10 protein-coding genes and 1 rRNA gene are annotated in these 12,572 nt (G+C 32.1%); 3 read left to right on the plus strand and 8 right to left on the minus strand.

All coding sequences use genetic code 11. The annotated features are described in order from the left end of the window. Positions 1 to 49: 49 nt before the first annotated feature. Positions 50 to 1,565 (minus strand): 16S ribosomal RNA (locus ACFYH6_RS17280). Positions 1,566 to 2,091: 526 nt separating this feature from the next. Next, positions 2,092 to 3,534, minus strand: coding sequence for an N-acetylglucosamine-specific PTS transporter subunit IIBC (nagE, locus tag ACFYH6_RS17285; RefSeq protein ID WP_316342015.1), 1,443 nt, complete (start codon positions 3,532 to 3,534; stop codon positions 2,092 to 2,094). Positions 3,535 to 4,005: 471 nt separating this feature from the next. On the opposite strand from nagE, the gene ACFYH6_RS17290 reads away from it, so the two are divergent. Beyond that, the gene (locus ACFYH6_RS17290) at positions 4,006 to 4,533 is read left to right on the plus strand and encodes a PTS glucose transporter subunit IIA (RefSeq protein ID WP_316342014.1); all 528 of its coding nucleotides are present in this window, start codon (positions 4,006 to 4,008) and stop codon (positions 4,531 to 4,533) included. Positions 4,534 to 4,595: 62 nt separating this feature from the next. Here the strand turns inward: ACFYH6_RS17290 and ACFYH6_RS17295 are convergent, their stop codons facing one another. Then, positions 4,596 to 5,456, minus strand: a complete 861-nt coding sequence (locus tag ACFYH6_RS17295) for a BglG family transcription antiterminator (protein WP_416180203.1) — start codon at positions 5,454 to 5,456, stop codon at positions 4,596 to 4,598. Positions 5,457 to 5,478: 22 nt separating this feature from the next. Continuing rightward, positions 5,479 to 6,417 (minus strand): GNAT family N-acetyltransferase, encoded by a 939-nt coding sequence (locus ACFYH6_RS17300; protein ID WP_416180204.1) that lies wholly within the window; start codon positions 6,415 to 6,417, stop codon positions 5,479 to 5,481. 176 nt (positions 6,418 to 6,593) lie between these two features. Between ACFYH6_RS17300 and ACFYH6_RS17305 the strand changes: the two genes are divergently transcribed. Together ACFYH6_RS17305 and msrA are read left to right on the plus strand one after the other, a co-directional pair. Continuing rightward, the gene (locus tag ACFYH6_RS17305; RefSeq protein ID WP_316342011.1) at positions 6,594 to 7,229 is read left to right on the plus strand and encodes a DUF4230 domain-containing protein; all 636 of its coding nucleotides are present in this window, start codon (positions 6,594 to 6,596) and stop codon (positions 7,227 to 7,229) included. A gap of 72 nt (positions 7,230 to 7,301) precedes the next feature. Then, positions 7,302 to 7,772 carry a peptide-methionine (S)-S-oxide reductase MsrA gene (gene msrA, locus ACFYH6_RS17310; protein ID WP_316342010.1) on the plus strand — a complete coding sequence of 157 codons (471 nt, stop codon included), beginning with the start codon at positions 7,302 to 7,304 and terminating at the stop codon, positions 7,770 to 7,772. Positions 7,773 to 7,804: 32 nt separating this feature from the next. Here msrA and ACFYH6_RS17315 read toward each other — a convergent pair whose 3' ends face one another. From ACFYH6_RS17315 to ACFYH6_RS17330, 4 genes are all read right to left on the minus strand, one after another. Then, the gene (locus ACFYH6_RS17315; protein WP_316342009.1) at positions 7,805 to 9,154 is read right to left on the minus strand and encodes a carbohydrate ABC transporter substrate-binding protein; all 1,350 of its coding nucleotides are present in this window, start codon (positions 9,152 to 9,154) and stop codon (positions 7,805 to 7,807) included. 162 nt (positions 9,155 to 9,316) lie between these two features. After that, complete coding sequence (locus ACFYH6_RS17320) at positions 9,317 to 9,475, minus strand: DUF6903 family protein (RefSeq protein WP_316342008.1); 159 nt, start codon at positions 9,473 to 9,475, stop codon at positions 9,317 to 9,319. A 25-nt stretch (positions 9,476 to 9,500) separates the two neighbouring features. Continuing rightward, positions 9,501 to 11,660, minus strand: coding sequence for a 1,3-beta-galactosyl-N-acetylhexosamine phosphorylase (gnpA, locus tag ACFYH6_RS17325; protein WP_416180205.1), 2,160 nt, complete (start codon positions 11,658 to 11,660; stop codon positions 9,501 to 9,503). Positions 11,661 to 11,675: 15 nt separating this feature from the next. Further along, positions 11,676 to 12,572 (minus strand): carbohydrate ABC transporter permease, encoded by an 897-nt coding sequence (locus ACFYH6_RS17330; protein ID WP_316342006.1) that lies wholly within the window; start codon positions 12,570 to 12,572, stop codon positions 11,676 to 11,678.

The following is a 12,572-nucleotide window of genomic DNA, read 5'->3' on the forward strand; positions in this document are numbered from 1 at the left end:
CTTCTAAGTTATACTAGATAAGCGCCATGCTTACTAGATTTCTCCATAGAAAGGAGGTGATCCAGCCGCAGGTTCTCCTACGGCTACCTTGTTACGACTTCACCCCAATCGCTGACCCTACCTTAGGTCGCTGCCTCCCTTACGGGTTAGCTCACGAACTTTGGGTATTGCCAACTCTCATGGTGTGACGGGCGGTGTGTACAAGGCCCGGGAACGTATTCACCGCGACATTCTGATTCGCGATTACTAGCAACTCCAGCTTCATGTAGGCGAGTTTCAGCCTACAATCCGAACTGAGACAAGTTTTATAGTTTAGCTCCACCTCGCGGTATCGCATCTCTTTGTACTTGCCATTGTAGCACGTGTGTAGCCCTAGACATAAGGGGCATGATGATTTGACGTCATCCCCACCTTCCTCCCGGTTAACCCGGGCAGTCTCGCTAGAGTGCTCAACTAAATGGTAGCAACTAACAATAAGGGTTGCGCTCGTTGCGGGACTTAACCCAACATCTCACGACACGAGCTGACGACAACCATGCACCACCTGTCATCCTGTCCCCGAAAGGACTTCCTCGATTAAGAGTAATGCAGGAGATGTCAAGTCTAGGTAAGGTTCTTCGCGTTGCTTCGAATTAAACCACATGCTCCGCTGCTTGTGCGGGCCCCCGTCAATTCCTTTGAGTTTTAATCTTGCGACCGTACTCCCCAGGCGGAATACTTAATGCGTTAGCGGCGGCACAGAGGTCATGACAACCCCTACACCTAGTATTCATCGTTTACGGCGTGGACTACCAGGGTATCTAATCCTGTTTGCTCCCCACGCTTTCGAGCCTCAGCGTCAGTTACAGTCCAGAGAGTCGCCTTCGCCACTGGTGTTCTTCCTAATCTCTACGCATTTCACCGCTACACTAGGAATTCCACTCTCCTCTCCTGCACTCTAGACTTCCAGTTTGAAATGCAGCCCCCAGGTTGAGCCTGGGTATTTCACATCTCACTTAAAAGTCCGCCTACGCTCCCTTTACGCCCAGTAAATCCGGACAACGCTCGCCACCTACGTATTACCGCGGCTGCTGGCACGTAGTTAGCCGTGGCTTCCTCCTCAGGTACCGTCATTATCGTCCCTGAAGACAGAGCTTTACGATCCGAAGACCTTCATCACTCACGCGGCGTTGCTGCATCAGGGTTTCCCCCATTGTGCAATATTCCCCACTGCTGCCTCCCGTAGGAGTCTGGGCCGTGTCTCAGTCCCAATGTGGCCGATCACCCTCTCAGGTCGGCTACGCATCGTCGCCTTGGTGAGCCGTTACCTCACCAACTAGCTAATGCGCCGCGGGCCCATCTTATAGCGGATTGCTCCTTTAATTACTCTTTCATGCGAAAGTGCAATGTTATGCGGTATTAATCTTCCTTTCGGAAGGCTATTCCCCTCTATAAGGCAGGTTGCCCACGTGTTACTCACCCGTCCGCCGCTAGGTTTGTTCCCGAAGGAACTCTCCTCGCTCGACTTGCATGTGTTAGGCACGCCGCCAGCGTTCGTCCTGAGCCAGGATCAAACTCTCAATAAAAAGTTTAATCTGTTCCTCAAATTACTTTGAGTCTTAATCAATGTAACAACGCTTCCTATCGTCAGCGTTGTAAGTTCGAATTACTAAATTAAAATTTAGATTCTCACTTAAGACTTAAAAGAATTGCTGGTTTATTTTACTTAACTTATATTCTGTTCAATTTTCAAAGACCATTTTCTTCGTCGCCCTCAAGCGACTATCTTATTATACATCTAAAAGATTTATTTGTCAACATTTTTCGACTTTTAAATCTTTTTCGTGTTTGTCCCTTTTTGTTTGTTTCTGTCGGGAACGAGATTTATCTTAACATTTATATTCAAAAAAGATATTGTATAATTAGTGCTTTATATAAAAATAATATATTTTTTCTACTTTATTCTTCATATTTCAACATATTACTATTATTGATACACCTGGCCAAGTTAACCTTTAATATTTTGTAAAAGCTTTTTATTCATATGCTTCTATAATTTATATATACTCAAAAAGGCAAGAATTAAAATTCTTGCCTTTCTATAATATTGTACTATTTCTTTAATTCAGCTTTTACTGCATCAGCTACAAATTGTACATTTGTTCCAACAATAACTTGTATGCTTCCTTTTCCTGGTCTTATAACACCTCTAGCTCCTAGAGCTGTTAATTTCTTATCTGTAATAACTGAATTATCTTTTACATTAAGTCTTAATCTAGTTACACAATTATCTACTGTTAATATATTATCTCTTCCACCTAAAGCCTCAATATATGCTTTAGCTAATTGATTCATGTCTCCATTAATTACTGTGTTTTCTGTAAGTTCATCATCATCTTCTCTTCCTGGAGTCTTTAAGTTGAACTTAGTAATGATAATTCTAAATACTACATAGTATATAACCGCAAATACTAAACCTATTGGGATTATCATCCATGGGTTTTCAGCCATTGGTGCCTTAAAGCTTAAGAACCAATCAACAAATCCAGCACTGAAGTTAAATCCGGCTCTTACTGGTAATAAAGTACAAACTACTGCAGATATACCTGTTAATAAAGCATGTACTACATATAGTCCTGGAGCTAAGAACATAAATGCAAATTCTAATGGTTCTGTAACTCCTGTAAAGAATGAAGATAAAGCTGCTGCTAATAATAATCCATATACAACTTTCTTCTTATTATCTTTAGCTGTATGATACATAGCTAAAGCTCCTGCAGGTAAACCAAACATCATAACTGGGAAGAATCCAGTCATATACATACCTGTTTGACCATATACTCCATCCCCCATTTGTCCCCAGAAATTTGCTATATCATTAATTCCTGCAACATCAAACCAGAATACTGAGTTAAGAGCATGGTGTAATCCAAATGGAATTAATAATCTATTAAAGAATGCATAAATACCTGCTCCAATTGCACCTGTTGAAATAATTGCTTTACCAAATGTTACTAACGCTCCATAAATTGCTGGCCATATAAAGAATAATATTAATGATGCAACCAATGAAGCCAAAGCCGTCATTATGGCAACTGATCTCTTACCACTGAAGAATCCTAATGCATCAGGTAATTTAGTGTTTTTAAACTTATTATAGCAACTAGCACCAATTAAACCTGAAATAATACCTATAAATTGAGTTTGAGTTTTGCCAAATGCTGCTGGAACATCTGCAACATCTATTCCTTTAAACATTGCAACAGCACCTGTGCTTAATAGTGTTGTTATAACAAGCCATGAAACTAATCCAGCAAGTCCTGCTGTTCCTTCATTATCATCTGACATACCAACTGCTACCCCAATAGCAAATAGAATCGCCATATTATCTATTAATGCTCCGCCAGCTTTAATTAAGAAAGCTGCTCCTACATTATTAGCTCCCCAACCTGTTGGGTCAATCCAGTAACCGATACCCATTAAGATACTTGCAACTGGAAGTGCTGCAACTGGAAGCATTAATGATTTTCCTAGTCTTTGAAGATACTTCATCATAATTAATCCTCCTTAATGTTTTATACAAATCTAGACAGATAAAAATAATACCATAAAAACGAAAAAACCGAAAAGGATATTATATATTTATAAAATCCTCTTCGGCTCATGCTCACTAATTGATAACACGCCTAAATTCATATAATTTTTAATTACAATAATATTCTATCATTAAATGTTATTGTTTTCAATATCTTTATTTAAATTTTTATTTTTTATTGATATACTTCTTCATTCTACATTTTTTCTATTATTTATTGACATTTACTAATAAGTATATATATAATCATTGTAGACGTGTTACTGTTTAATCAGGCATGAGTCCATAACTAAATAGGGACTTATGCCTTTTATTTTTAATTAGTTGCATACATATATATGTATTTATTATTTTAAATTAATAAATACTATAATTATGCCAATAAAAACGAAACAGAAAGGATGTGAATTCCTGATTATTCAGGAAATAATATGTTTAAATTTCTAAAAAATTTATTCAACTCAGATTCAAAAAAGGAAGAAAGCTTAGCTACAAATATTAATGCAAATATTCTTGTTGCTCCTGTTTCAGGTAAAGCAATGCCTTTATCAGAGGTTCCAGATCCTGTTTTTGCTGAAAAACTTGCTGGAGACGGAATGGCTATATTTGCTGAAGGTGACACTGTTGTTGCACCTGCAGATGGAGAGGTTACTTTAATCTTCAAAACTAAGCATGCATTTGCTATGACTTTAGAAAATGGACTAGAATTACTTGTTCATATTGGATTAGAAACTGTTTCTCTTGATGGAGAAGGTTTTGAACAATTAGTTGAACAAGGAACAAAGGTAAAAGCAGGAACTCCTTTAATAAAAATAGACAGAGAGTTTATATTAAGCAAAGGTTTATCACTTGCAACACCAGTTCTTATAACTAATGTTGATGCAGCTAAGTCAATTACTCCTGTTGAAAGTGGAGAAGTTGTTGCTGGAAAAACTACAGTTGTTAACTTTGAAGTTTAAAATAATATAAAAAATGGTACAGAATTTTAAACAATTAAATTCTGTACCATTTTTTATATTCACTATTTCGCCATGGATACTCTAAATCTTTCTATATGCATTGCTAGATAAGCCACCTCATCTTCTGATATACTAGGAATATCAAGGACTTTGCAAATTATAGTTCTAGTTTCTTCAGCAATCTTATAAGCTAATCTATATTTTACTTTGATAACATCCATTAAGTCATTTTTTATTGGACTATTAGTTATTATTCTTTCTATAGCAAACCTTATATGGGTTAAAAACCTAGCATAGTCTAAGGATTTTCTATCTATTGTTATTTTAAGTCTATCCTCTACATGTTCTATTATAGAATTACTTAAAAAGCTATACTTTATAGTATTAGATAGCTTACCATTATTTCTAGCGGAATGAATATGTAGTGCTATAAATCCCTTTTCTCCTTCTGGCATTTCTACATTCAATACTTCTTTTATTCTATTGGACAGTCTGCAAGCCATACTAAATTCTCTTCCATAAAGAGTTTCTATTTCAACTAAAAATGGGTTTTGAATTTCTTCATTATCCTTAAGCCTTCTTATAGCATAAAATAAGTGATCTATTAAACCTACATGAATATTTTCATTTAGCTCTTCACCTAATTCATCAGTAATTTCAGCTATCATCTCTTCTACCAATACAATTAACTTAGAATCTACTCTATCTAATATTTCATTAAAATTTCTTTGATTATCTTCATCTGCTATTATAAATACCTTTTCTAATACTATACCTTTTTCTATTAAATCTCCTGGCTTTTTCCCAAAGCCTATCCCTTTTTGAAATAGTATTTTTTCTTTTCCATTTTCTCTTACAAGTAGTATGTTATTATTAAAAGATTTTACAACCTTGGCATTATTATTTAATATTATTCTACCCATACTATCATCCCCTCTACCCTAACTAAAATTTCTCTAATATCCTATAGAATGTTATATGATCTCTCCAATAACCATTTATAAATAAATATTTTTCATTTAGTCCTATTTCTTTAAAGCCACATTTCGTTAGAACAGATCTAGATCTATCATTATCAATTAAAACTGATGCTTCTATTCTATGAAGTTCTAATTCTGTTTCTGCATACTTTAATACTAGAGTTAGAGCCTCTGTCATATACCCTTCTCCTTGAAAATCCTTATCTAAGGAATATCCAACAATTCCACTTTTAAATACACCATATACTATATTAGATATTTTAATCTTACCTATTAACTTATTATCTTTATAAATACCTAAATCAATTCCAGTGCCATTCATAAGATTTTTATAACTTTCAAGAAGTATATCTCTCTGCGTTTCAACAGTATAAAAACTATTTTCTCTTGTAGGCTCATAATAACTTAAATGCTCCTTATTTCTTATATAATAATCTAATAATTCCTCTGCACAATCAGGAGTAAAGCTTCTTAAAGTTATTCTCTTTCCTTTTAAATTAACAATATAATTTCTTTGTTTACTATTAAATTCACTTCTATTGATTCCAAAGCTTAATTCATCTAGAAATACTCCATTTGAAAATATATTTTCTGTAAATATACCTTCTAAAGTAAAACCTAAATCTAAAAAAACTTTATAATCTATATTTTCATCTACTAAGATATTAGCTTTATAAATTGTACCATCCTTAAAAATTGTTCTTAATATACATAATATAGTTTCTCTTAATAAAACCTGTTTATTTTCTTTAAAGAACTTTAATTTAATATTACACCTTTTATTATCCTTATCTAGTTCAACTATAGTAAACCTTCCTATAAAAATATTAGTTCTATCCTTGATTTTATAATCATTAAGACTTCCCTTAACTAATTCTATGTTTATTTCCTTGTTTTCATTCATAATACTATCTCCTAAGTTGAATCTATTCACTATTATATCTATTATAACGAAAAAAATATAATTTACACAATATTTTATATTAGACTAATTAATCCAAATATAATAATCAGTTATTTCATTATTATAAATAAGTTCTCATATACTTAGTATTATTACTATGTTATTTAGGAGATTTTATGAGGATTTCAAAGACCTTAAAGAGAATAAAAAAAGCCATAAAGTTTTTACTTTTTATATTAATATTTATTATATCTATAACTTTTATCATTAAACTTAGTGCAATAAAGAATCAAAGTGAAAATAAACCTTTGAACATAACTACTGAAGAAAGCTTAATTAATGAAATAAAAAGTACAAGCAAAATAATCCCATTGGAGGTAGAGCTCTCTAAGTTTATAACTATCGATAAAAGTTGGGGCAGCTTAGAAGTATTTCAAAAATACAAGAGAATAAAATTTTATGCTAATTGTTCCTTTTATATTGATTTATCTAAATTAAAAAAAGAAGATATAAGCTTAGATGAGAGTAATTTAACTATTACTGTTTCTAATCCTCAAATATTTACCATAGATATCATAAGAGAAAAAACTACTTATGAAGATTCTACAAATGGTTTCTTAAGATTTGGAGAAATAACACTTACATCAGAAGAATTCGAGGAAATTCAAGAAGAAGTATATAAAAGTTTTGAAGAAACTCTTAATGAAAAAGATATATATGACCAAGCTATTTATAATTCTAAAATCTCTCTTACTAATTTGTTTAAACAAATTATTGGTGATGATATAAATATCAATATATTATTTAAATAGTTATGTTTAATTGGTATTTAAGATGTATAATATAAGATAAATAATAAACAATATAGTGAGGAGAGTGATAAAATGAAAAGGATAGTTTTAGCTGGTGGATGTTTTTGGGGCGTTGAAGAATTCCTGTCTAGACTAAATGGAGTTGTTTCTACAGAAGTTGGGTATGCTAATGGAAGAACTGAAAATCCAACTTATGAAGATGTTTGCTATAAAAATACTTATTTTGCTGAAGCTTGCTTAGTTGAATATGATGAAAATATTTTATCATTAGAAAACTTATTAAAAGAATATTGGTCAATAGTAGACCCAACTGCTTTAAATAGACAAGGTCCTGATGTTGGTAGTCAATATAGAACAGGAATATTTTATTTAGATGAAAGTGACTTAGACACAATATTGAAAAGCAAAGAAAAGAACCAAAAAAATTATGATAAAAAAATAGTTACAGAAGTAGTTCCTTTAGTTAACTATTATAAAGCTGAAGAATATCATCAAAAATATTTAAAGAAAAATCCAAATGGCTATTGTCATATAAAATTATAAAAATAGAGGCTACGAAGCCTCTATTTTTTATATTATTTAATTAAGTTTTCTCTCATCTTATCAGTAGCTTCTTGTAAAGCAGTTTGCCAATCCTTAACTGTTTTATCTCCAGTCATTACAGAATCAACTGTTCCAACATAAACATCTGAATATTTTAATCCCTCTACTGGATTAGTTGCTGCAAATACTCCTATTAATGCTTTAGCTCCATTATCATACATCTTTAATAATTCAACTTGTAATGGCTCTAAATATTCAGTTGCAATTTCCATAGAACCTTTAACTGGAACAACACCCTTAGCATTTTCTGCAATAATCTTAACAGCTTCATCACTATACATATAAGCCATAAATTCTTCTGCTAACTCTATATTTTTAGCATCCTTTGGAATGTACATTTGCTCAATAAAACTTACAGCATATTGATCTCCACCCTTTGTAAATGCTGGATAAGGCATAAATCCCCATTCAAAGCCTTCTGCTCTTGGAGCATCCTTCATTTCTCCTGGTAACCAGTTTCCATTAGGTATAAATAATACTTTGTTATCTAAAATCAATTGCTGATTATTTTTAAATCCTTGATTATTAGCATTGGCTACTACTGTTGGTTCTAAGTAATCTTTAAGTTTTCCAATAGTCTCTAAAGTCTTTGTAGCAGGTTCTGACATCCAGAAGCCTTCTGCGTAATTCATTGCATCATCGAAAGCCTTTGTGCCACCAGCTGCTGCAAGCATAGGAGGAATCATACAATCAAGATATCCTGCTGTTGGGTATGACCATAATGATATTCCATCAGCCTTTGCCTTATCTCCTAAGGCAAACATTTCATCCCAAGTTGTTGGAAGTTCATATCCCTTGTCCTTAAATAAAGTTTTATTATAGAACATTCCTGTCGGACTGTAAAATAAAGGTAATAAATAAGTTTTACCATCAGCATATGGATTAGTTGCATAACTATCAATAAATCCTGGTAATATTTTATCCTTAACTGTTACATTTTCTCCTGGTACCTTCATAGATAGCACATTACTTAAATCATGTAATCCTTGCTCTTTAGTAAATGTTTCTGTTAAGGCATCAGGTCTTCCAGTTGCTAGGTAAATAAAATCTGGTACATTTCCTGCTTGAATTTGAGGACGGATAACTTCTTCAATATTTGAAGCAACTGTTAATTCTACTGTTACTCCTTCATGTTGCTTCTCAAAGTTTTCTTTTAATTTTTCCCAATAAACTTTTCCATAGCCGCCTTCAAAAGCTGCTATTTTTAATGTCTTAGTTTCTTTTCCTGTGTTAGTTGAATCTTTTTCTTTTGAACCACAACCCACTAAAGTAGTCATTGCCATAATTGAACTTAGTATTAAAGCTAACGTTCTTTTTTTCATTATATTTCCTCCCTTTTCAATAAACCCTTTTATATTTATACCTAAATTTTTAATAAAAACAAATACTGTTTATAAGTTAATTTTAAGCTCCTGTAAACGTTAATAATATAAGATTTTTGCTTAATATTTTATTTATATTGCTTAGATATCACTATACTTAAATCACTGATATTTTTTATTATAAATATAAAGCTCAAATATTACCCCAGCCATACCAATAAACATGATACTTAACCCAAAGTATCCTGTAATTGAATTACCCTTTATAACCAAAAGCAAAGATACAAAGAACAATATAGTTAAAATTATATTTTTTAACATTATTAATCCTCCTTTGAAATAAATACTAATTAATATCAATCCACTTTATTTCAGTTGGAGCTAGCTCTAAAGTCATTAACTTACCTTCTCCATCATAAATATTAGATACTTGCTTTTTATTTGAATTATTAATTACAGAATATCTATTTGACTCTAAATAAGCTGAAACTTCGCAGTATGGATTATCAGCATACCACTTCTTCATTTCTTCTTCCTTATTAGCTGCATAGTAGCAAGCTCTAGTTAAGATACGAGTATTTTGAATTGAATATGGAAGTCCAGCAATATATACAGCCCTACCCTTTCCATATTTATTGGCTGACATCAACAAATCACCCTTTGTATATTTTATAATTTCTGTATTTTCACTTAATGAATAGATATTCTTTTGACCTTCACCAAAATCTATTTCCTCAAATACATCTTCAGTTATAAAATGGGAATCTAATTCTTTAGTAAAGTATTTATCTGAACTTAAAGAGAATCCTAATTCCTTATCAATACCAAATGCATCTGCTAATTGGAAGTAATGGCCTCCACTTAATACAGCTGATGGTTCTCCAATCCCTATAAATCCGCCACCTTCAAATATCCATTTTCTTATCTTTGTTGTAATCTCTTCATCTAACCATTTTTCACCACCACTAAAGGCTGTTCCTGCATCACCAGCATTAATGATAACGTCAATGCCTTCTGGCACTCCATTTTCTTTAATATCATCAAAGCTTATAAAGCTTACATCTACACTCATACCACTAAGAGATTCTATTACACCTAAATAAGTATATATTTGTTTATACCATAATGCATGAGCAACCATATGAGTTTGCCAAGTACGTAATTTACCCCAGCAATTTAATACAGCAACCTTTAATCCACAGTAAGGTTTATTTCCATTAATAGTTTCATAAATTTCTCTAAACTCATTACAAACACTTTCAATATAATCAACAAATTTAGGGAACTTATATGCTAGTGATAAATATCCACCATAACCTATTCTATCTACAGGTTTCCTCATAATTGCACGTCTTGCTGTTAACCAATTATCTCTTGCTTCAATAGTAGGATCATTTCCTTCATGGAAGGTATCTGGAAAGAAATATGGTAAAAATCTTCCTTCAGTATACTTAACTCCTGGAATATCTGAAATCATTCTTAAAGTAGCTCCACCACCTACAGATCCAACAACTGCATCTAAACCTATATTTTCAAAGTACTTTCCATAAGGTTCTGTTCCTATCCAGTTATCACCTAGAAACATCATAGCTTCTCTTCCATTATCATGAACGATATCTACTAACTTCTTTACATTCTCTGAAACAAACTCTTGTTGAAAATCCATATAATCTAAAAACTTTTTACTAGGAACTCTAAATGAACTATTGTAGTACCCTTCATCTATAATATCTTCAGCCCTTAACTTGTACCCTTTAACCTTTTCAAATTCTCTTAATGCTTCTGCACTTACACTTGAACTATAACCAAACCAATCTACGTATTTTTCCTTTGCCCTGTCATTAAATACTAATGTAAAATGGTAAAAGAAAGTTGTGAACCTTACAACATCTGCTTCTGGATGTTCATCTAGCCATCTATGCATAGCTTCAAATATATATTTATTTGTTTTTGGTTTTCTTGCATCAAAAGGAATTTCGTGAGGCTTATCACCCCAATTGTTTGTTATATGGTTATACATTTGTGTTGGATCCCATAAACAATATGCTAAAAATGATACAGTATATTCATGCCAAGGTTTAGCTTCATTAATTGTTATTTCTTGAGTTTCTTCATTATATATCCAATTATCTAAACTAACTACTTCATTAGTAGTTCTATCTATTACTTCCCAAAACTCCTTAATATCATGATAAGTATCGGGTTTTACTTGTTCCTTAAAATATCCATCCATAATGTTTACAGTTAATGAATCTGAAGTTGCTAAGTGATATTTAGTCATTAAATAAGTTTGTTGTAATTCTTCTGGATTCTTCTCTGCCCAATTATTATCTCCACGAGTAACAAAGTACGTAGAATACACTTTTTTAGCTAAATCTTTTATTTCCTTTGGTAGCTTAAATCCATCACAATCTCTTATAGCATCTGCTCCCCATTTTTCTGCAATTTCCATTGTCTCTTTCAAAAAATTGTCATCTGTTGGAATTGTAACTCTGCCTTTATTCATTATTGTCCTCCTTATTTATTCTTTTATCCCGCCTACTGTCATTCCTTCTGTTAATTTCTTTTGAACTAATATATAGAAAACTATTGTTGGAATCATTACTATTACTAAACCTGCATATAAGGAGCCATAATCTGTAGCTGTCTTTTGCACTTGCATTAAATTTATTAATCCAAGTGGTAATGTTTTTGCTTTATTAGGTAACATAGTAAGAGCAATGATATATTCATTCCAAAATCCTAGAAAATTAAATAATATTACAGTTATTATACTAGGCTTGGCCATTGGTATTATAACGTGAATTAGCGTTTTTAAATTACTGCAACCATCAACATAAGCTGCCTCTTCATAGGCTTTTGGTAATGATTTGAAAAATGTCATAAGTAGATATATAGTAAAAGGTAGAGCTGTAGATGCATATATTATGCTAAGCACTATCCTACTATCTAAAAATACGGTCATACTAGTTGGAATTTCAAAAATACTTCTAATTAACTTTTCTCCATCTAATACTAATAAGAAAATTGGAACTACAATATAGTTAACATTTATAAATAACCCAGCTGAAAATAATAAATTTAATATTTTCTTACTTTTAAATTCAAATCTAGACAGTACGTATGCAGCTGGTATGGAAACAACTAACAGTATTATTAGTGCTAACACTGTCACTATTACTGAATTCATAAAGTAATTACCCATATTGGCATCTACAAATGCCTTACTAAAATTATCAAAATATAATCCTTTTGGTAGAGCCCATGGATTCCCATAAAACTCTGATTTATGCTTAAATGATGCTAATATAGCCCACCCTAGAGGAACTAATATACTTAATGCAAATATAGATAAACATAAATAAATGAAAATCTTAATTATCTTTTCTGTTGATGTCTTTTTATATGATTTCTCCAT

The organism is Clostridium sp. HCS.1 (assembly GCF_047900555.1).
Taxonomy (GTDB): domain Bacteria; phylum Bacillota; class Clostridia; order Clostridiales; family Clostridiaceae; genus Clostridium.

Bases quoted from the DNA above. Each gene is read 5' to 3' on its own strand.
- nagE (WP_316342015.1), bottom strand. From the start codon at position 3,534: ATGATGAAGTATCTTCAAAGACTAGGAAAATCATTAATGCTTCCAGTT.
- ACFYH6_RS17290 (WP_316342014.1), top strand. From the start codon at position 4,006: ATGTTTAAATTTCTAAAAAATTTATTCAACTCAGATTCAAAAAAGGAA.
- ACFYH6_RS17295 (WP_416180203.1), bottom strand. From the start codon at position 5,456: ATGGGTAGAATAATATTAAATAATAATGCCAAGGTTGTAAAATCTTTT.
- ACFYH6_RS17300 (WP_416180204.1), bottom strand. From the start codon at position 6,417: ATGAATGAAAACAAGGAAATAAACATAGAATTAGTTAAGGGAAGTCTT.
- ACFYH6_RS17305 (WP_316342011.1), top strand. From the start codon at position 6,594: ATGAGGATTTCAAAGACCTTAAAGAGAATAAAAAAAGCCATAAAGTTT.
- msrA (WP_316342010.1), top strand. From the start codon at position 7,302: ATGAAAAGGATAGTTTTAGCTGGTGGATGTTTTTGGGGCGTTGAAGAA.
- ACFYH6_RS17315 (WP_316342009.1), bottom strand. From the start codon at position 9,154: ATGAAAAAAAGAACGTTAGCTTTAATACTAAGTTCAATTATGGCAATG.
- ACFYH6_RS17320 (WP_316342008.1), bottom strand. From the start codon at position 9,475: ATGTTAAAAAATATAATTTTAACTATATTGTTCTTTGTATCTTTGCTT.
- gnpA (WP_416180205.1), bottom strand. From the start codon at position 11,660: ATGAATAAAGGCAGAGTTACAATTCCAACAGATGACAATTTTTTGAAA.
- ACFYH6_RS17330 (WP_316342006.1), bottom strand. From the start codon at position 12,572: ATGGAGAAATCATATAAAAAGACATCAACAGAAAAGATAATTAAGATT.